This is a genomic window from Amycolatopsis sp. lyj-84 (assembly GCF_046549075.1).
Lineage (GTDB): Bacteria > Actinomycetota > Actinomycetes > Mycobacteriales > Pseudonocardiaceae > Amycolatopsis.
Genome location: NZ_JAJPWO010000002.1, coordinates 302,242 through 321,914 on the forward strand (window position 1 = coordinate 302,242; position 19,673 = coordinate 321,914).

Annotated in this window: 19 protein-coding genes; 5 read left to right on the forward strand and 14 right to left on the reverse strand. The window is 68.6% G+C overall.

Annotated elements, in window-relative coordinates; translation table 11 throughout:
- Positions 1–37 precede the first annotated feature (37 nt).
- Positions 38–703: a LuxR C-terminal-related transcriptional regulator gene (locus ACLJRM_RS06440; RefSeq protein ID WP_410604676.1), complete on the reverse strand. Its 666-nt coding sequence runs from the start codon at positions 701–703 to the stop codon at positions 38–40.
- A 541-nt stretch (positions 704–1,244) separates the two neighbouring features.
- Positions 1,245–1,580, reverse strand: a complete 336-nt coding sequence (locus ACLJRM_RS06445) for a hypothetical protein (RefSeq protein WP_101606858.1) — start codon at positions 1,578–1,580, stop codon at positions 1,245–1,247.
- 218 nt (positions 1,581–1,798) lie between these two features.
- Here ACLJRM_RS06445 and ACLJRM_RS06450 point away from each other — a divergent pair, with 218 nt between their 5' ends.
- Positions 1,799–2,287 (forward strand): beta-class carbonic anhydrase, encoded by a 489-nt coding sequence (locus ACLJRM_RS06450; protein WP_101606856.1) that lies wholly within the window; start codon positions 1,799–1,801, stop codon positions 2,285–2,287.
- 46 nt (positions 2,288–2,333) lie between these two features.
- On the opposite strand, the gene ACLJRM_RS06455 is transcribed toward ACLJRM_RS06450, so the two are convergent.
- Both ACLJRM_RS06455 and ACLJRM_RS06460 read right to left on the reverse strand, forming a co-directional pair.
- Positions 2,334–3,119: an SDR family oxidoreductase gene (locus ACLJRM_RS06455; RefSeq protein ID WP_101606855.1), complete on the reverse strand. Its 786-nt coding sequence runs from the start codon at positions 3,117–3,119 to the stop codon at positions 2,334–2,336.
- Positions 3,116–3,868 (reverse strand): SDR family oxidoreductase, encoded by a 753-nt coding sequence (locus ACLJRM_RS06460; protein ID WP_410604678.1) that lies wholly within the window; start codon positions 3,866–3,868, stop codon positions 3,116–3,118. The genes ACLJRM_RS06455 and ACLJRM_RS06460 overlap by 4 nt, the downstream gene beginning before the upstream one ends.
- 123 nt (positions 3,869–3,991) lie before the next feature.
- On the opposite strand from ACLJRM_RS06460, the gene ACLJRM_RS06465 reads away from it, so the two are divergent.
- Together ACLJRM_RS06465 and ACLJRM_RS06470 are read left to right on the forward strand one after the other, a co-directional pair.
- Positions 3,992–4,606 (forward strand): TetR/AcrR family transcriptional regulator, encoded by a 615-nt coding sequence (locus tag ACLJRM_RS06465; protein WP_410662563.1) that lies wholly within the window; start codon positions 3,992–3,994, stop codon positions 4,604–4,606.
- Positions 4,607–4,764: 158 nt separating this feature from the next.
- Positions 4,765–6,150 (forward strand): MFS transporter, encoded by a 1,386-nt coding sequence (locus tag ACLJRM_RS06470; RefSeq protein ID WP_410662564.1) that lies wholly within the window; start codon positions 4,765–4,767, stop codon positions 6,148–6,150.
- Here the strand turns inward: ACLJRM_RS06470 and ACLJRM_RS06475 are convergent.
- A complete protein-coding gene (locus tag ACLJRM_RS06475; protein WP_101606851.1) occupies positions 6,109–7,068 on the reverse strand; it encodes a helix-turn-helix transcriptional regulator in 960 nt (319 codons plus the stop codon). The genes ACLJRM_RS06470 and ACLJRM_RS06475 overlap by 42 nt on opposite strands.
- Positions 7,069–7,341: 273 nt before the next feature.
- On the opposite strand from ACLJRM_RS06475, the gene ACLJRM_RS06480 reads away from it, so the two are divergent.
- The gene (locus ACLJRM_RS06480) at positions 7,342–7,806 is read left to right on the forward strand and encodes a nucleoside deaminase (protein ID WP_174720400.1); all 465 of its coding nucleotides are present in this window, start codon (positions 7,342–7,344) and stop codon (positions 7,804–7,806) included.
- On the opposite strand, the gene ACLJRM_RS06485 is transcribed toward ACLJRM_RS06480, so the two are convergent.
- Entirely contained in the window at positions 7,803–9,071 is a 1,269-nt protein-coding gene (locus ACLJRM_RS06485; RefSeq protein WP_233224086.1) for a GGDEF domain-containing protein, read from the reverse strand. The genes ACLJRM_RS06480 and ACLJRM_RS06485 overlap by 4 nt on opposite strands.
- A 224-nt stretch (positions 9,072–9,295) precedes the next feature.
- Here ACLJRM_RS06485 and ACLJRM_RS06490 point away from each other — a divergent pair, with 224 nt between their 5' ends.
- Positions 9,296–10,246, forward strand: coding sequence for a chitinase (locus tag ACLJRM_RS06490; RefSeq protein ID WP_101606848.1), 951 nt, complete (start codon positions 9,296–9,298; stop codon positions 10,244–10,246).
- A gap of 9 nt (positions 10,247–10,255) precedes the next feature.
- On the opposite strand, the gene ACLJRM_RS06495 is transcribed toward ACLJRM_RS06490, so the two are convergent.
- The 8 genes from ACLJRM_RS06495 to ACLJRM_RS06530 form a co-directional block, all read right to left on the reverse strand.
- Positions 10,256–11,821: an ABC transporter substrate-binding protein gene (locus ACLJRM_RS06495; RefSeq protein WP_233224103.1), complete on the reverse strand. Its 1,566-nt coding sequence runs from the start codon at positions 11,819–11,821 to the stop codon at positions 10,256–10,258.
- Positions 11,822–11,841: 20 nt separating this feature from the next.
- On the reverse strand, positions 11,842–13,866 hold the full coding sequence (locus ACLJRM_RS06500; RefSeq protein WP_233224106.1) for a CobW-like GTP-binding protein: 2,025 nt from the start codon (positions 13,864–13,866) through the stop codon (positions 11,842–11,844).
- 172 nt (positions 13,867–14,038) lie between these two features.
- A complete protein-coding gene (locus ACLJRM_RS06505) occupies positions 14,039–14,569 on the reverse strand; it encodes a hypothetical protein (RefSeq protein WP_233224107.1) in 531 nt (176 codons plus the stop codon).
- A 123-nt stretch (positions 14,570–14,692) separates the two neighbouring features.
- On the reverse strand, positions 14,693–14,962 hold the full coding sequence (locus tag ACLJRM_RS06510; RefSeq protein WP_101606846.1) for a hypothetical protein: 270 nt from the start codon (positions 14,960–14,962) through the stop codon (positions 14,693–14,695).
- A gap of 86 nt (positions 14,963–15,048) precedes the next feature.
- On the reverse strand, positions 15,049–15,690 hold the full coding sequence (locus ACLJRM_RS06515) for a TetR/AcrR family transcriptional regulator (protein WP_101606845.1): 642 nt from the start codon (positions 15,688–15,690) through the stop codon (positions 15,049–15,051).
- Complete coding sequence (locus tag ACLJRM_RS06520) at positions 15,687–16,538, reverse strand: SDR family oxidoreductase (protein ID WP_410662565.1); 852 nt, start codon at positions 16,536–16,538, stop codon at positions 15,687–15,689. Before ACLJRM_RS06520 ends, ACLJRM_RS06515 begins: the two co-directional genes overlap by 4 nt.
- Positions 16,539–16,549: 11 nt before the next feature.
- A complete protein-coding gene (locus ACLJRM_RS06525) occupies positions 16,550–17,719 on the reverse strand; it encodes an acyl-CoA dehydrogenase family protein (RefSeq protein WP_101606843.1) in 1,170 nt (389 codons plus the stop codon).
- Positions 17,716–19,668 (reverse strand): biotin carboxylase N-terminal domain-containing protein, encoded by a 1,953-nt coding sequence (locus tag ACLJRM_RS06530; protein ID WP_410662566.1) that lies wholly within the window; start codon positions 19,666–19,668, stop codon positions 17,716–17,718. Before ACLJRM_RS06530 ends, ACLJRM_RS06525 begins: the two co-directional genes overlap by 4 nt.
- Between the last annotated feature and the right edge of the window lie 5 nt (positions 19,669–19,673).

Sequence of the window (19,673 nt, forward strand, 5' to 3'; positions counted from 1 at the left end):
GTCACGCGGCGGCCATCCATCCGTCAGATCCGGGCGGTCAGCTCGCGCGCCGGGACTCCGGCACCCGCGGCGGCCACGCCGTCGAGTCGAGCAGCCCGGTGGCGAAGGCGCGCGAAACCAGTTCGACCCGGTTGCGCGCCTTGAACTTCCGCTGCAAGCGGGCGACGTGGTAGTCGATGCCCTGGCGGCTCAGGTAGTACTTGTCGGCCATCTCCAGGCTGGACAAGCCACTGGCGATGCCCTGGAGGATCTTCGCCTCGATGTCGTTGACCGAGCTCAGCTGCTCGGCGCGGGCCGCGGCGGGCCCCGCCTCCGGGAGCACGGTCAGCAGGATCGCCGTACCCGGCGCCCGCATCCGGCCCGCCACGATGGTCAGCCGGTCGGCACCGCCGGATCCGAGCCCGGTCACGCTGCCGCGGAAGCGCTGCTCCCAGCCTTCGGCGACCCGGTTCAGCCGGTCACGCAGATGATCGGGACCGGTGGTGACGAGCTCGGGGAACGATTCACCGAGCACGTCGGCGGGACGACGGCCGAGCAGCCGGAAGAAGGCGGCGTTGCCACCACCGAGCCGCAGCCCGGCACTGAGCGCCGCCAGTGGCATGTCGGCGACTTCCACGAATTCACTGATGATTCCGGGCCGCGCGGTACGACCCGCGTCGAAAGCCCACTTGCCGATCGGGGAAATCGTTCGGATGCCGGCCATGGAAAGCCCCCTTCTGCCTGAGCCATTCGTGTCCACCAAAGCCGTCCCTGCCCAAGACTCGGCAAACACTACGAACCGGCTCTCGACGGGGTCAACGAATTCCGCAGCAGTTCGTGGCCACCGAACCCACCGTGCGGACAGGCCGTACCGAAGGTTCGGTATCGGCGGCCCCGCGGGAGAATCCTCAGCTCAGCGGCGGATTCGGTGACCGAACCCCCGCGGCGAGCCCGCACCACGAGGGATGCGAGGCGAATTCCGAGTGAAGAACTTCTCGCGTTTCGCCCAGTCAAGATAGCACCGAATCCGCCGGTCCTTAACATTGATTTAAGGTGGATCTCGGCGTCTTTGCGCCGTCGTCGGAGCGGATTCGCGAAGAGGGTGCCCGGTGATCGGCACACCGCCCGTCCTCACCTGTCGATCGACCGAATCGGCATTCGGCGCAGAAGCGATCGCTTGACCGAAACCTGGCCGTCCACTGTGGACACCGAAAAAGTGACAGGGCTGTCCCGGATGTTTCACACCCGGGACAGCCCTGCGCGGATCAGACCGTTTCGCGCGTGGTCACCGCGTCCTTCTCGGCGGCCAGCGCGGTGCAGGTGCGCACCCACAGCTCCCAGCCCGCCAGCGCCTGGTTGCAGTTCCAGCCGGTCCAGCGCATCGCCTGCGCGCCCTCGTTCCCGGCGCGGTTACAGGAGGTTTTACTGCTCCAGCCTTCACTCTGCTTGCGGTACGGCGTGCAGGAAGCCGCCGCGACGTCACCAGACGCCCCGGCAGCGCACGGTTCCGCGGTGCTCGCCATCGCCGTTCCCCCGGTGAGCACGGAGCCCGCGAGGGTCGCGGCGAGAACGGCCCCACGGACCACGAAGCGCTTGTTCATTGAGTTTTCCTTACCGCGAGCAAGACCCCACGCCTACAGTGGCCGAATCTCAGGCGAAGATCAACCTTCCCGGCCGAAGGGCCCCGTTCGAAACCCGGAGCACCGCGGCTTGGTTCACCCACCTGATCAGCCGATCCCGGTCCCAGCTCATGGGCACGGTTGCGCATGCGTGCATCCCAACGGTCCACTCGTCGGTACTCCGATCGGAAGGGATCACCATGTCCGTCACCGACGAACTCCTGGCCAACAACGCCGACTACGCCTCGCGCTTTTCCGGGCCGCTTCCCTTGCCACCCGCCAAGCAGGTCGCCGTGCTCGCGTGTATGGACGCCCGGATCAACGTTTACGGCGTCCTCGGCCTTCAGGAAGGCGAAGCGCACGTCATCCGCAACGCGGGCGGCGTCGTCACCGAGGACGAAATCCGTTCCCTCGCGATCAGCCAGCGCCTGCTCGGCACGCGGGAAATCATCCTCATCCACCACACCGACTGCGGAATGCTGACCTTCACCGACGACGGCTTCAAGAAATCCATCCAGGAGGACGTCGGCGTCAAACCGTCCTGGGCCGCCGAAGCCTTCGGCGACCTCGACGCCGACGTGCGTCAGTCGATCGCGCGCATCAAGAACAGCCCGTTCATCCCCGAGAAGGATTCCGTCCGCGGCTTCGTCTTCGATGTCGCCACCGGAAAACTGAACGAGGTCGCCTGACCGGGGCGCGGGCCGCGACCGCGCGCACGGTCGCGGCCCGTTCCGGTCATTCGCCGATGACCTGCTCCACCTTGCGCTGCAGTTTGTTCATCCCGCCGAGCCAGCGGTCGGTCTGCGTGGCGCGCGCGGCGTAGTAGTCCGCGACCTCGGGGTGCGGCAGGACCAGGAAACGTTCGTCGGCGATGGCCTCGAACAACGCGTCCGCGACCTGCTCCGGCTGGATCGCCGACGCGCCCATGAGCAGTTCGCCCGCCGGGCCGGTGTTCTCCAGCATCGCCGTCCGCACGCCTTGCGGGCAGATCGCCTGCACGGTGAGGCCGCGATGCCGGTAGGTGGCCGACAGCCATTCGGCGAAGGCGAGCGCACCGTGTTTGGTCACCGAGTACGAGGCCGAACCGAGGGTGGTCAGCAGTCCCGCCGCCGACACCGTCGAAATGAAGTGCCCGCGGCCGCGCTCGAGCCACGGCGGCAGCAACAGCCGTGCCGCGCGCACGTGCGCCATCACGTTGACGTCCCAGATCCGCGCCCACTCCTCCTCCGGCGCGTCCACGCCGCCCATCGGCGCGATCCCGGCGTTGGCACAGAAGACATCGACCTCGCCGAGGGTTTCGCGGGCTGTCTCGATCAGCGACGCGACACCCGCTTCGCTCGCGGCGTCACCGGCGACGGCGGTCCCGCCGATCTCCTTCGCGACTTCGGCCGCGGCGTCCCCGTTCAGGTCGCCGACGACGACCCTTGCCCCCTCCGCGGCGAACCGGCGGGCGAGCACGGAGCCGATACCGCCGCCTCCACCGGTGACGACGACACCCGCTCCGGCGAACGACGCGGTCACAGGCCACCCGCCAGGGTCACGCCGCCGTCGAGGACGACCGTCTGCCCGGTGATCCAGCCCGCTTCGTCCGAGAGCAGGAACGACACCGCGCTCGCGATGTCCGCCGGCACCCCGAGCCGCTTCATCGGGTACGACTCGGAGACCTCTTCTTCCCTGCCCTCGTACAGCGCGGTCGCGAACTTGGTCTTGACCACGGCGGGCGCGACGGCGTTCACCCGGATCTTCGGCCCCAGCTCGAAGCCGAGTTCCTTGGTGAGGCGGATCAGCGCGGCCTTGCTGACGCCGTACATTCCGATCCCCGGAGACGCGCCGAGTCCGGCGACCGACGCGACGTTCACCACCGCGCCGCCGTGCTCCCCCATCCACGCGTCGCGCGCCCGGCGCGTCCACGACAGCGGCGCGAGCACGTTCACCGCGAAGATCTTCGCCGCGGCTTCGGGCTCGATGTCCAGGGTCGGCCCGAACACGGGGTTGATGCCGGTGTTGTTGACCAGCATGTCCAGCCGCCCGAAGGCCTCGATCGTCTTGGCGACGGCCTCGTCCTGGTGCGCGGTGTCGTCGGCCTTGCCCGGGACGGCGATCGCGACGGCTTCCCCGCCCAGCTCGGCGACGGCCTCGGCCAGCGGCTCCGGCTTGCGCGCGGTGATGCACACCTTCGCGCCGCGCTCGACCAGGTCCTTGGCGATCCCGAGGCCGATACCCCGGCTGGCGCCGGTGACGATCGCGACGCGATCCTTGAACGAGTTCACTCTTCGATCTCCTCTGTGTTCACCGACGAGCGCAGTCACTAAGCGAGCGCTCACTTACAATGGGAAGGGCCGGAGGTGGTGTCAAGCCCACCATCCGGTACGAGCGTCTGGGAGGATTCGCGGATGACCATGTCGCTGTCGGCCGAACTGTGGCCCGACGTCCAGCCGGAGACGGCACGACGGCTGATGCTGGCCGGGGTCGAATCCTTCGCCCGGCGCGGTTATCACGCGACCACCACCCGGGACATCGCCTCGGCGGCGGGCATGAGCCCCGCGGCGCTGTACGTCCACTTCCCGTCCAAGGCCGCGCTGCTGTTCGCGATCTCCAAATACGGCCACGAGCAGACGCTCTCACTGGTCGAGAGCGTCGTGGCCCGCGAGACCGACCCTGTCGAACGGATCCGGCTGCTGGTCGAGGACTTCGTGGCGTGGCACGCGCGGCGGCACACCGTGGCGCGCGTCGTGCAGTACGAACTGCACGCGCTCCCGGACGAGGAGTTCGAGATCGTCGCGAAACTGCGCCGCCGCATCGAGCAGATCGTGCGCGAGGTCATCACCGAGGGCACGCGGACGGGCGTGTTCACCGTCGGCGACCCGCACACCGCCGCCCGCGCCGTGCTCTCGCTCGGCGTCGACGTCTCCCGCTGGTACAGCGACCGCGCCCGCCAGACACCGAAGAAGCTGGGCCAGGAGTACAGCGAGCTGGTGCTCCGCATGCTCGGCACGAAACTCTCCTGACCGGTATTGATCGACCTCCGTCGGCGATACCGCCACCAGAGTGACATACCAACCGGTCGGTATCGAGAAATACCCGCTGAGACGTTGACCACATACTAAGCGGTTGTTAACTTGCCCGGACTGCATCGCCGCAGCAGCGCCGAGCGAAGGGCATCCAGATGGCCGACAGTGCTCCGAACGCCCCGGAAACCGCCGCCGAACCGACGATCACCGTCTCCCAGCGAAGGAGGGCCGCGACCGCGGCGGCGCTCGCGTCGTCGGTCGAGTGGTACGACTACTTCGTCTTCGGGATCGCCGCCGCCCTGGTCTTCGGGAAGACCTTCTTCCCCACCACCAACGCCGCGGCCGGTGTCCTCGCCTCGTTCGCGACCTTCGCGGTCGGCTTCCTCGCCCGGCCGCTCGGCGGGATCATCGCGGGCAGCATCGGCGACAAACGCGGCCGGAAACCCGTGCTGGTAATGGCGATCGCGCTGATGGGAGCGGCGACGACGCTGATCGGCCTGCTCCCCACCTACGACACGATCGGCATCGCCGCGCCGATCCTTCTGGTGCTGCTCAGGCTCGTGCAAGGCGTCGCGGTCGGCGCGCAGTGGGGTGGCGCGATGCTGCTCGCCACCGAGTACGCGCCGCCGGGCAAACGCGGTCTCTACGGCAGCCTGGTCCAGCTCGGCGTCCCGATCGGCGTGGTGCTGGCGAACACGGTGTTCCTGATCGCCGCGCAGGTCGCGCCGCCGTCGGACTTCCTCACCTGGGCGTGGCGGATCCCGTTCCTGGTCGGCATCCTCGTGCTCGGGCTCGCCTGGTACATGCACGTCAAGATCGACGAAACCCCGGAATACCGCCGTGCCGAAGCGAAACTCACCGCCGAGGAACGCGGCCGCGCCAAGTCGCCGCTGCGCGACGTCATGCGCAACCACAAGGGCACCGTCCTGCTGGCGGGCGGCTCGTTCATGGTCAACACCGCCACCTTCTACATCCTGCTCAACGGCGTCCTCGACTACGCCACCCGCCATCTGGGGATGTCGCGGACCACCGTGCTCGTCGCGACCCTGCTGATCAGCACGCTGCAGCTGGCGATCATCCCGTTGGCGGCGAAGCTGTCCGACCGCATCGGCAGGCTCAAGATCTACACCTTCGGCGCGGCGGGGGTCGCGCTCTGGGCGATACCGATGTTCCTGCTGATCGACACGGCTTCCCTTCCGCTGTTCGTGGTCGCCTCGTTCGTCGGGTCGCTGTTCCTCGGCATCATGTACGGCCCGCAGGCGGCGCTGTTCGCGGAACTGTTCACCGCCGAGATGCGCTACACCGGCGCCTCGCTCGGCTACCAGATCAGCGCGGTGGTCGGCGGCGGACTCGCACCGTTCATCATGGTGCTGCTCCTGGAATCCACTGGGACGTCGATGTCGGTTTCGCTCTACATCATCGTGCTGGCCCTGATTTCGCTCGGTTCGATCGGCCTGCTGGCCAAACGCGCCAAGCGAGCCGCACAGTCCACTTCGGACTCAGTCGACCGCCCGCGCGAAGCGGTCGGCGACCAGCCGTAGCCGCTCCTTGACCTCGTCCGGCGCCTCCTCCACCACGAAGTCGACGTCCCAATGGGCGAGGTAGTAAGGCATCACGGAAAGGTCGTTGGATCCGACCCTGACCCGGCAGGTGTGCTCGTCGATGGCCTCGATCGTCCCGACGGTCGGAGACACGTATTCGGCGAGCGCGTCCGCCGAGGCCTGCACCCGCAACACCATCTGGTGTGGATACGGCGACGACGTGATCCCGCGGGAGACATACGCGGCGAGGTCCTCGGCGGGTGGTTCCCTCGGCGTGAAACGGAAACTGGTGTCCGGGACGCCGTCGATACGGTCGACGCGGAAGGTCCGCCAGTCCTCGCGGTCGAGGTCGAACGCGACCAGGTACCACCGGCGGCCGGTGTGCACCAGGCGCAGCGGCTCGATGTGGCGCTCGCTGACGTCGCCGTGGTGACTGCGGTAGCCGAACCGGAGCCGCTGATGGTCCCGGCACGCGGACGCGATGACCGTCAGCGCCTCCGCGTCGATGACCGGCACGACGCCGCCGAGCGGGATCATCGCGGTGTTGAACGCGGTCACCCGGTGCCGCAGCCGGGCGGGCAGCACCTGCTCCAGTTTCGCGAGCGCGCGCACCGAGGTTTCCTCGATGCCCGACACCGTCCCGTTCGCGGCCGTACGGAGCCCGACGGCGACCGCGACGGCCTCGTCGTCGTCCAGCAGCAGCGGCGGCAGCGCGGCCCCCGCACCGAGCCGGTAGCCGCCCGCGACTCCCGGCGTGGCGTGCACCGGGTAGCCCAGCTCCCGCAACCGCTCGACGTCACGCCGGACCGTGCGGACGTCCACCCGCAGCCTGTCGGCCAGGTCGGCGCCCGGCCAGTCCCGCCGCGCCTGCAGCAGCGACAGCAGCCTCAGCAGCCGGGCCGACGTGCCCGTGGTCATCGGTTCGCTCGCTTCATGAGGAGGAGTGTGGCAGACATCGAGGACAGGTTCGGTCCGCATTGGAGTCGTGAGTGGTGATTCGGGTTAGAGCCGCAGGGTCTTAGGTACCTGCTGGTTGTGGCTGGAGTTGGTCGCAGGTCCGTGAAGGCCCCTTTCCCGAGTACATGAAGGCCCCCTTCCTGTACATAGGCGCAAGGAAGGGGGCCTTCATGTACCGCGAGGGCGAGCCAGAGCGGCAGTGGCGTGGCGGGCCGAGTCTCGTGAGTCCGTAAGGTGAGTCCCGTGATCGATCCCGCGCAGCTCCTGTCCGTCGCCCGCGAGGAAGCCGAACTCGGCAAGGCCGAGGGTGGGGTCCCGATCGGCGCCGCGCTGTTCGACACCGCCGGTGTCCTGCTCGGCCGCGGGCACAACCGCCGGGTCCAGGACGGTGACCCGTCGATGCACGCCGAGACCTCCGCGTTCCGGAACGCGGGCAGGCGGCCGCACTACCGCGACACGATCATGGTCACCACCCTCTCCCCCTGCTGGTACTGCAGCGGGCTGGTGCGCCAGTTCGGCATCGGCCGGGTGATCATCGGCGAGGCCGCCACGTTCGAAGGCGGGCACGGCTGGCTCGAGGAGAACGGCGTCGAGATCACCCTGCTCGACGACCCGGCGTGCACCGCGCTGATGACCGAATTCATCCAGGATCATCCGGACCTGTGGTTCGAGGACATCGGGGTCCCGACCGGGACCTAGTCGAGCGAATCCTCGGTCTCGAAGACGACGGTCCGGTTCCGCCCGGCCGTTTTCGCCGCGCGCAGCGCCTGATCCGCCGCGCCGATGAGCCTGTCGAGCGTCTCGCCGTCGGCAGGATGCGACGAGACCCCGATCGAAACGGTCGCCCCCGCGAACGTCCCACCCAGTGAGACGAACGTCGACGCGATCCGCAGCCGGATCCGTTCGGCGATCGCGTGCGCGTCGAACCGGGTCGTCCCGGGCAGCAGGACGACGAATTCCTCGCCGCCGAACCGGCCGACCAGATCCGCCGCGCGGACCTCCGCGCGCAAAGTGTCCGCCACGGCGCGGAGGACGTCGTCCCCGACGTGCCTGCCGTGCCGGTCGTTGAGCCGGGCGAAGTGGTCGAGGTCGAGCATCAGCAGCGAAAGATCGGCGCCGCGGCCGCGAAGCAGGTCGAATTGGGTGCGGGCACCGTCCAACCAGGACGACGCGGTGAGCAGTCCGGTGCCGGCGTCCGTGCCCGCGTGGCCGCGCAGGGCGCGCATCGTTCCCGCCCGGTGCAGTACCACGAGCGCACCGGCGAGCACCACGGTGACGAACGGCCAGTCCACCGCCGACCAGGCGAGCAGCAATCCGAACGCGACCATCGCCGCGTCGAAGGCGAATCCCGACGGTTCCGCCCCGAATTCGGCGGCGGGCGCGGCCAAAGCGGCATCGACGGACAGGAACACCAGGCCGGTCGCGAAAACCAGCGCGAAACTTTCGAAATCCCTTGTCCCGCCGGTGAACGGCGGCGCACCCAGCAACACCGGGATGATCGAAGCACCGAGCGCCGAAAGCATGGTGGCGGAGGCCGCGAACACCTGACGATGCGGGATTCCGCGCCGGATCCGGCACCAGCGGTATCCCGCCGAGGCGACGACGAGCACGGCGGCCAGCGCGGGTGGCAGCAACAACGCGCCCGCGAAGATCCAGGCCGCGTCCAGTCCGGCGCCGAGCCGGGTGTCGGCGCGGGACCGCTCGACGGGCCGCGAAAGCTCCGAACTCAGGATCATTCCGGCCAGCAGACCGGAAAACGGGAGCAGCGACGACGGAGCGGGCGGCCGCAGCACGAAGAGGTACGTGGTGGCGGCCAAAGCGGCCGCGTCGACCAGGAGCAGGTACCCGATCAGGCCCCGCCTCGGCAGGTCCCACAGGCTCCATGTCCCCAGTATTCGCCGCGGCGCGGCGAGCCGGTCTCTTCGGCCGCGGCTTCCGGTCGCCATCAGGGAGTCCCCCACCATTTCGGCAAACTAGCCGGTAATCGCGGAACTGTCGATCCGCTTTCCGGGTCATGACCCCCCTACTAAGGTCGGTCGTTCCCGGCGGGAATTCCGGTGAATTATTGACAGTCCTCAATGGTCTAGTCCACTGTGAGAGAGCGCATCCTCCCGGTTGATACGCCGCGTCAAGACGGAGGTGCTCCACATCTGCGCGCATCGCTGCGCGCTTACCAGTTGGAGGACCTATGAAATCCTTACGACGCTGGGCAACACTGGCCACCACCGTCGGCGCCGCTCTCGCCACGGCCGTCGGCCTCGCCCCCGTCGCTTCGGCGGCCCCGGACGCGGTGCTGGCCTCGCCTTATCTGTACCAGTGGTCGGGACAGACGGACCCGATCGCCGCGATGAACGCCACCGGGGTCAAGGCCTTCACCCTCGCGTTCATCCTCTCCGACGGCGGCTGCAACCCGAAGTGGGACGGCAGCCGTTCGCTCACCGGCTCCGACGCCACGATGATCAGCAACATCCGGGCCAAGGGCGGCGACGTCATCCCGTCGTTCGGCGGCTGGTCCGGTACGAAGCTCGGCACGAAGTGCACCACACCCGCGGCACTCGCCGGCGCGTACCAGAAGGTCATCGACGCCTACAAGCTCAAGGCGATCGACCTCGACATCGAGAACACCGACGAGTTCGAGAACTACACCGTCCAGGACCGGATCCTGAACGCCATCAAGATCACGAAGCAGAAGAACCCCGGCCTGCGCGTGGTCATCACCATCCCGACCGAGGTCGGCGGCCCCAACGCAACCGGCAAACGGCTGATCAACCAGTCGAAGGTGCTCGGCGCGGGCGTCGACGCGTGGTCGGTCATGCCGTTCGACTTCTCCAGCGGCGGTGACATGGCGGGCAAGACCCGCAGTGCCGTGGACGGGCTGAAGAACGTCGTGAAGTCCACCTTCGCCCTGAGCGACGACGCGGCCTACCGGCGCAGCGGGCTCTCGTCGATGAACGGGAAGACCGACGTGGCGGGCGAAACCGTCAGCGTCGCCGACTTCCGGGCGATCCGCGACTACGCGGCGAGCAAACATCTCGCCCGGCTGTCGTTCTGGGCGGTGAACCGCGATTGCAACAACTGCGCGGGAATCGCGCAGGGCAAGTACGACTACACGAAGATCGTGGCGGGTTACACCGGCTGACCATCGGCCTCAGTTTCCGCAGTCCGGCTTGGTGTTCAGCGGGCGCCCTCTCGACCACACGAGGTCGACCGGATGCACCGAACCGTCCGGGTCGATGGACAGGATCGGCAGCGCCTTGTCGAGCTGGTTCCCCGTCGCCTGGTCGAACGCGACGAACCCGGTGGCGCCGGGCACCGGCGAGTTGCAGTCGATGCTGCGCAACACGTCGGGCACCGACACCGGATCCGCCGACACGTTCTGCACCGCCGCCTCGACCGCCGCGGCGACGGCGTCGTGTTCGATCATCGCGGCGCCGTCCCACAGTTCCGCCTTGGGAAAACCGTGGGTACCGGTGAATTCGGCGATGAAGTTGTCGTAGTTCTTCTTGTACGTCGGGTGCGCCGGATCCGACGTGAACATATCCCACTGGTCGGGATAAGCGAGCGCCGTGTAGCGGAGCCGGACACTGATGTCCTTGTCCAGCTCCAAAGGTTTCCCGGCGAGAGTGCTCGCGTCGTCCCCGGTCATCACGGTCACCGAATCGAGCCCTTCACAGGCGCCGTCCCCGGCCAAGGCCGCCACGAGGGCACCGAGATCGAGCCCACGGCCGGCGAAGTAGATCAGGTCGGGTTTCGCACCGCAGATGTCGTTGTGCCACCGGCTGAACAGACCCCGCAGATACCCCTCACGCGAGGTGTCGGTGAGCGGCTTGACGTCGTAGGTCTTCGTGAAGATGACCGGGACCTTCGACGTGTTCTGGAAGGCCTCCGCGAGGGTGGTCGCGTAGGTGTCCTCCTTGCTGACGCCCTGGATCATCATCACGCGGCGGAAACCGTGCGCTGCGATGTACCCGGCCGCCGCGCGGGCCTCGTCGGTGTTGGTCGGGCCCACCCGGAAGAAGTTCTCGATCCGCGCGCCTTGCGGATCGGTGTTCATGTTGTCCGCGGTGACGGTCGCGCCGATCGTGGCGATACCGTGCCGGGACAGCTCGGCCACCAGTGCCCGGCTGTTCTCCGAACTGGTGCCGACATCGGTGACCGCCACGATGCGCTGGGCGGGCGCCGCGGCGATGATCTCCTCGGCGACGACGCGCCAATGGTCGGCGTTGCTCCCGTAGTTGGCCAGCAGGAGCTTGATCCCCGGCGGCCCGTTCTTCGGCCAGGCGGCGGTGATCGCGCCCTGGACCTCACGCCGGACGAACGGGAACGGCTGGCTGTCGACCTTCGGGTCCGGAGCGAGGTTCTCCAGCACCACGATGGTCTTGAAGTTCTCGCCCGCCGCCTCGTTGCGCCCCTTGATGAGCTTCTCCAGCGGGTCGAGCGGGTCGTCGTCCCGCAGCGGACCGGAGTCGAGGTTCAACCCGACGCAGACGTACGACGAGCCGGTCGACTTCTCGTCCGCGTCCACCGCGTGCAGCCCGGCACCACAGGACTCCCACGGTCTCGTCACCGCCACCGTGACGCCCACCAGCACGATCACGACCGCGATCAGCGACAGTCGATGACGGCGCGCCCACCCGTGGGGCCGCACCGGCGGGTCCGTCGCCGTGCGTTCACGGGCGGACATACGGGTTCTCAACGAATCGAGCCAGGACATGACGGGGTTCCGTTCGGGGTTCAGGGAAATTCGCCGCGACGGGCGAGCTCTTTGGCCGACACGAGCGCGCCGACGTCGGGGCGATGCGAAGTGGTGGCCAGCGCGGCGAAAGCGTTCGCGATCACCTCGTGCTGAGCCTGCCCGCGGACCGCGAACGGGTTGGCGGTCAGCCAGCCCGCCGCGATGAGCCGGGCGACGTTGTTGCGGATCTTCGACCTGTCGTCGGGACTCCGCGCGCTGTCGAGGTTGACCAGTTCGTCGTACAGCTCCGCGTGATCCCGTCCGGGCGGCAGATCGTCCGGCGCGTTCAGGACCAGCTCGAGCTTCGCGACCCACTCCGCGTGCGGGATCCGGTTGAACTCGTTCTCGAAGAAGGTGACCACCTCGCCGATGGCGCCGAGCGCGAGGTTGCAGTAGGCCAGGCGCACCGGATCCTGCGCGGTGTCCGGGTCGTCGCGCAGGGCCGTGAACTGCTCGGCGTAGGTCGGCCCGTCCCCGCGCCGGGCCAGCGCGGACACCAGGTTCGCGGCGATCCACGGATGCAGGGCCGCCTGGTCCTCGGTCATGCTCGCCGAGTTCTTCGCCGTCACCCACAACGCGGTGCGCAGCTCGGTCAGGATCCGCCCGACGTGCGGCTGGTCGATGCGGCTCTGCGCGGCGTCCGGGATCAGCCAGGGCGCGGTCGCGAACGGGGCCGCGGTCACGAAGTCGTCGAGGTTCACGTCGTCGAGGTGCTCGGTCAAGCCGAGCTCGGCCAGCCTGCGGTAGCAGGGATCCCGCTCACCACGGGGATCGGTGGTGAGCAGGTCGCGGTCGCCTTCCCGCACGTCGATCACCCGCAACCGCTCCGCGAGCTGCTCGACCGCGGACGGGAGCCCGCCGGTCGCCCGGTGCGCGAGCGTCACCTTCGGGGTCAGCGCGCCGGAATCGAGGACACGCGCGATCCGCCCGATCGGCTGGGCCGAGAGCCGGACCGGATAGTAGGGCGATTCGAGCGCGCCTTTGGCCGCGTCCGCCCAGTCGTCGTACGAGGCCTCTTCGCAGTCCACCATCGGCCGGACGGCGGACGGGGCGCCGGAGGCGGGTTTCCACGGAGCCAGCCACGCGGTCCCCCAGTCTTCGTGCCACCGCCCGCTGGTGGCGATGACCAGCAGCGCGTCGTGGGCCTCGCGGTCGTTCGGATGCTGGACGGCGTACCGTTCCCGCGCCGAGATCAGGTCGGCGAGGAACTCGGTCCCCCCGGCGTGATCGACGTCGTCGAGGGCCACCACCCAGTTGTGCCAGTGCCTGCGCTGCCGCGAAAGGTCACAGCTGCAGGGGCTCTTTTCCTCCGGCCTGGCCAGCCGCGGATGGTTCGCCCGGACGTCGCCGAGGAACGCCGCCATCAGCCACGCGGTGACAGCCTTCGCGTCACGGGCGTTGCCGTGCGCGAGCCGGTTGAGTTCGAGCAGCGCGTCGAACGGGGACCTGCCCTCGGCGTTCGGGAAGTCGGCCAGTGAATGCAGGGCCTTGCGGAGCCTCGGCCGGATGTTCCGGACCAGATGCGGGAACGTCTGGCGGAACAAATCCGCGTACTGCGGTTCGACGAGACCGGTCACCTTCGCCGTTTCGGACAGCGTGTCGAGTGCTTTGTCCAGTGCCGGTGTCCAGATGACTCCCTGGAAACTGGCGATCAGCGCCTTCAGTTGTGCCAGATCTTCGTCACGATTCCGTCCGGGAAGCTCCGCCTGAACTGCGATCAGCGCAAGAGTGAAACGCAGAAACTTCGGTTTCGGCCGATTCCGCCATTTGCCGGACAATCCGTAGGCCAGTTTTGTGAGCACGTCGATCGTGCCCGCGCGGCCACCCTGCCCGAAATCGAATCCGGCGTGCACGACGCCCCAGCCCAGGTCACGCCGGATCGCTTCCAGTGCCGTGGTCTTTCCCGAACCGACCGGTCCGAGCAGCAGCGTCACCGGCTGCCGGCGCGACGGATTCCCCGTCTCGCGATTGATCAGCATTCTCCGGGCGAGCTGCACCGCGGGAGAATGTCGGTCCACACTCATTTTTCCTGTTCAGCCCCTAGCTGTGATCCGGAATGGAGAGTGCGGACCATCGTAGGTACTCGATCAGAATCGGGGCACAGGAAATTCCACACCAGACACGAACGGACGAAATCCGGGGAGAATCGTAATTCTTGCTCGACGGTGAGCGATACCGCCGATCACTCGAACGGCGCTACCCGCCCCAAGCCGGATGGCGGCCACCGCCGGGATAGCCGCCGTAGTACCAGTCGTAGTACCAGTCGTTGTCGTGGTGGCCGGCGCGCGGATCCCGCCGTTCCTCGGGGGCCGGGACCGGTGTCGGCGTGGGAGACGGGGTCTCCGAGCCGTTCATCGACGCGGTCAGTGGCGGCGGGGGCGCGACGCTACCGCCTGACGGCCCGGACGGGGCGGGCGACGGCACCGCGTCATCCGGGACCTCGACCGCCTGCGGCGCGATGGTCAGCGACGGCGGCGGGAGTGGCATCCCCGGGATGACCTCGGCCGAATCGGCCGGGGTGAGCAGCACGGCCAGCAGGCCGCCGAGGACGACACCACCCGCCGAAAGCGCGGAGATCCGCCGGAGCTTCCCGCTTCCGGGACCGGTGGTCTCCGGCGCCCGGTGCTTCGGCCCGCGCGGTCCCCGGCGACGGGGTGCCGCACCGGCTTCCCGCATCAACTCGCTCAGGGCGTCCCCACCGTTGTCGCGGCGAGCCGTGCGTGCCATCGGCACCTCCAAACCCCGGTCCGTCGCTCAGCGCGACGGCCTCAACCCGGGGTGGATCCTAGGAACGCGGGAGCCGGTTGTAAACGGTTGCCCGTCCACAGCGGACAGACGTGCGGCGAAAGGTCAGGCAGCTGCGGTGACCGCGATCGCGGCCTCGCCCGCTTCGGTCAGCTCGGCGGGCACCCGACCGGTGACGGCGGAGAGGCCGGTGGACTCGGCGGGGCGGATGTAACCACCGTGGGCGAGGGCGTGCGCGGTCATCTGGTCACAACAGGCGAACCCGTCGATGAAGAGGTCCGGCTCGCAGCTGCACGACATCTGGGCGCGGCGGGCCGCGACTGCTCGCAGCATCGCCATGGCTCGATGGGACAACTCGACCTCTGAACCGGACACCGGAACGCACCTCTTTCGATCGGCTGCCTGATCAGCAGCACTTACACCGTGTTATCGGTCGCTGCTCCATCAGTGTTAACAAGATCTCAGACGTTCCCGGGAATCTCTACGTTCCGTTCGATCTTCTTGCTTTTCGCCAGTGCCAAAGTGGGCTCCAGGACACTGGCCCACTGGGCGACGATCTGCTTGCGGCGCCTCGTGTCGTCGGTCAGCAGATTCGCCAGCCCCAGGCCCCGGGCAAGATCGAGAGTGGCCTGGACCAGCTCACGAACGCCCTGGTGGGACTCGTCGACGCCGAAGAGTTCGACCGTCACCCGATGTGCTTCCCGGCCGACCCGCGCCTCCAGCGGCACCAGGGTCGCGCGCAGCCCTTCGTCGGTCGACGCCGCGACCCACAGGTGGAGCGCGGCACGGAACATCGGCCCGCTGTAGAGGTTGAGCACCATGTCGACGGCCCGTTCGATCCGCGACCGCCCCGACGGCAGTTCCGCGGCGCGGGCGCGCAGTTCCACGATCTGGATCTCGCCGACGTGCTCGACCGCGGCCGCGACCAGGTCCTCCCTGGTCGGGAAGTGGTGCTGCGCGGCACCACGCGAGACCCCGGCGCGTTCGGCGATGACCGCCACCGTGGTCCCGTTCCAGCCCAGCTCGCCGATCGTCTCGACGGCGGCCTCGACCAGCCGCCGCCGGGTCGTGCGGCTGCGCTCCTGCTGCGGTTCGCGGATCATGGCCCTGATTCTGGGGTACGACTTTCGACCCAGAAATCGAGCTGCAGGTCTTCCTCGGACCCGCCGACGCGGTACTTCGAGAGGTCCGTGACCCCCTCGGCGGCGAGCACCTCGTCGTCGAGGTAGAAATTCCCCGTCGCCTCGGCGCTCGGTTTGGTGAGGATCGCGTGCGCGGCGTCCGCCATGATCTCCGGCGTCCGCGACTTCGCCGCCAGTTCGGCGCCGACGACGTTGCGGATCGCCGCGGTGTCGATCGTCGTCCGCGGCCACAGCGAGTTCGCCGCGATCCCGAACGGCCGCAGTTCCGCCGCGAGCCCGACGGTCACCAGGCTCATCGAGTACTTCGCGATGCTGTACGCGAGATGCCCGGCCTGGAACCACTTCTCGTCGAGGCTGATCGGCGGCGACAGCGTCAGGATGTGGGCGTTCTCCGCCAGCTTCAGATACGGGATGGCGAGCTTCGACAGCAGGAACGAACCGCGCGCGTTGATGTCCTGCATCAGGTCGTAGCGCTTCATGCTGACCGACTCCGTCGGCGTCAGATCGATCGCGCTCGCGTTGTTGAGCACGATGTCGATGCCGCCGAACTGCTCCGCGGTCCGCGCGATCGCGGCCTCGACCGAGGTGTCGTCGCGGACGTCGCCGACGATCGGCAGCGCCTGCCCGCCCGCGTCCTCGATCGCCTTGGCCGCGGTGTAGACCGTGCCCGGCAGTTTCGGGTGCGGCTCGGCGGTCTTGGCCAGCAGGGCGATGTTCGCCCCGTCGCGGGCCGCGCGGATCGCGATGGCCTCGCCGATCCCGCGACTGCCGCCGGAGATGATGATCGTCTTGCCGTGCAGCGTGCTCATGGGAACGCCTCTCAGTAGGACCGGGGCAGGCCGAGGCTGTGCTGGCCGACGAAGTTGAGCACCATCTCGCGGCTCACCGGCGCGATGCGGCCCAGCCGGACGGCCGTGACCAGCGTGCCCAGCCCGTATTCGCTGGCGAGACCGTTGCCGCCGTGGGTCTGCACGGCCTGGTCGACGGCGCGGATGGCGACCTCGGCGGCCGCGTACTTCGCCATGTTCGCCGACTCGCCCGCGCCGAAGTCGTCGCCGGAGTCGTAGAGCGAAGCCGCCTTCTGCGTCATGAGCTTGGCCAGTTCCAGCTCGATCTTGATCTCGGCCAGCGGATGCGCGAGCCCCTGGTGACTGCCGATCGGCGCGCCGCCCCACACCTTGCGCTCGTTGGCGTAGGCGACGGCCTTGGACAGCGCGTACCGCGCGATGCCGAGCGAGAACGACGCGCCCATGATGCGTTCGGGGTTGAGCCCGGCGAACAGCTGCGCGATCGCCGCGTCCTCCTCGCCGACCAGCGCGTCGGCGGGCAGGTGGACGTCGTCGAGGAACAGGCCGAACTGCTTCTCCGGCGAGACGATGTCCATCTCGATCTGCTTGTACTCGAAACCGGGCGCGTCGGTCGGGACGATGAACAGCGCGGGCTTGAGCTTGCCGGTCTTCGAATCCTCGGTGCGGCCGACGACCAGGACGGCGTCCGCCTCGTCGACACCGGAGATGTAGACCTTCCGTCCACTGAGGACCCAGTCGCCGCCGTCGCGTTTGGCGGTGGTGGTGATCTTGTGCGAGTTCGACCCGGCGTCCGGTTCGGTGATCGCGAAGACCATCCGCCTGCTGCCGTCGGCGATCCCGGGCAGCCAGCGCTTCTTCTGCTCGTCGGTGCCGAAGCGCGAGATGACCGTGCCGCAGATCGCCGGCGAGACGACCATGAGCAGCAGAGGACTGCCCGCCGCGGCGAGTTCTTCCAGCACCGCGGCGAGATCGGCGATCCCCGCTCCCCCGCCGCCGTACTCCTCGGGCAGATTCACGCCGAGGTAGCCGAGCCGTCCGGCCTCGGCCCACAGTTCCTCGGTCTTGAGCCCGGCGCGGGCCTGCTTGGCGTAGTACTCGTACCCGTACTTCTTGCCGAGTTCGGCGACCGCGGCCCGCAGCGCGACGCGCTCCTCGGGCTCGGTGAAGTTCATCGCGTTCATTCGTTCTCTCCTACCACCGCGAGGATCGTGCCCACTTCGACCTGCTGCCCGACGACAACCGGCAGTTCCGTCACGACGCCGTCTGCGGGCGCCGCGATCCGGTGTTCCATCTTCATTGCTTCCAGCCACAGCAACGGATCACCGGTCTTGACCGTGTCACCGGCCTCGACCGCGAGCCGGACGACGGTGCCCGGCATCGGCGCCACCAGCGAACCGGCGGCGAGCGCCGCGTCCGGATCCGCGTACCTCGGCACCACGGTCAGTTCCACGGTGCCTTCCGGCGAATCGACGAACACGGCGCCGTCGTACCTCGCGACGGCGAACTTCCGCCGCACCCCGGCGACCTCCAGGACGACACCGTCGCCTTCGGCCGAAACGAGTTCGACGCCTTCGAAGCCCTCGGCACGCAGGCCGTCACGGGTGAGCGTGTAGACGACCTCGATCTCGTCCTCGCCTTGACGAAAGCGTTTGCGCTGTCCCTGGGAGCGGACGTTGCGCCAGCCGCTCGGCAGCCGTCCCTGGACCTGGGCTCCCGAGCGGTTCACCGCGGCACCCGCCAAAGCGGCCGCCAGCGCGGAAATCCGTACGGTGTCCACAGTGGCCAGTGGCTTCGCCAGCGTGTCGAGCCCGTGCCGGTCGAAGAACGCCGTGTCGGTTTCACCGGCCAGGAACGCCTCGTGCCGCAGGACGTTCACCAGCAGGTCGCGGTTCGTCACCACTCCGTGGATCTCCGCACCGGCCAGCGCTCCGGCCAACGCCCGCGCCGCACTCCGGCGGTCCGGGGCGAAGGCGATCACCTTGGCGAGCATCGGGTCGTAGTGCACCCCGACGGTCTGGCCGCTGACGAAGCCGGAATCGAGCCGGACACCCGGGCCCACCTCGAATTCCCGCTGGGTGGCGGGAATTTCGAACCGGTGCAGCGTGCCGCTCTGCGGCTGCCAGCCCGCGGCTGGGTCTTCGGCGTAGAGCCGGACCTCGATAGCGTGGCCCCGCGTCTCCGGCTCGTCGATCGGGAGGTGCTCGCCTTCCGCGATCCGCAGCTGCAGCGACACGAGGTCGAGTCCTGTCGTGGCTTCGGTAACCGGATGCTCGACCTGGAGCCGGGTGTTCATCTCCAGGAAGTAGAACCGCCCGTCCGGTCCGGCGAGGAACTCGACGGTGCCGGCGCCGACGTAATCGATCGCCTGCGCGGCCTTGCGCGCGGCGTCGAACAGGGCCTCCCGCATGGCCTCGTCGACGAACGGCGACGGCGCCTCCTCGACGACCTTCTGGTGACGGCGCTGGATCGAGCATTCCCGCTCCCCCACCGCCCACACCGTGCCGTGGGTGTCGGCGAGCACCTGGACCTCGATGTGGCGTCCGGTCTCCAGATACCGCTCGCAGAACACGGTCGCGTCTCCGAAGGCCGAGGCGGCCTCCGCACTCGCGCCTTCGACGGCCTCGGCGAGTTCGCCGAGCGAGCGCACGACGCGCATCCCGCGTCCGCCACCCCCGGCGGACGCCTTGACCAGCAAAGGAAGGTCGGCTTCGGTGACCTCGGCCGGGTCCAATTCGGACAGGATCGGAACACCGGCGTCGGCCATCATCCGCTTGGACTCGACCTTGGAGCCCATGCTCTCGATGGCTTCCGGCGGCGGGCCGACCCAGGTGAGCCCGGCGTCGATCACGGCGCGGGCGAACCCGGCGTTCTCCGACAGGAAGCCGTAGCCGGGGTGGATCGCGTCGGCGCCGGTTTCGACGGCCGCCTTGATCAGCAGTTCGGCTCGCAGATAGGTATCGGACGGCGCGTTGCCCGGCAATCGGACCGCGATGTCGGCCTCAGCGGTGTGCGGCGCGTCGGCGTCCGCGTCGGAGAACACCGCGACCGTGCCGATCCCGGCGTCGCGGCAGGTGCGGAACACGCGGCGGGCGATCTCCCCGCGGTTGGCGACCAAGAGTTTCTGGATCACTTTCG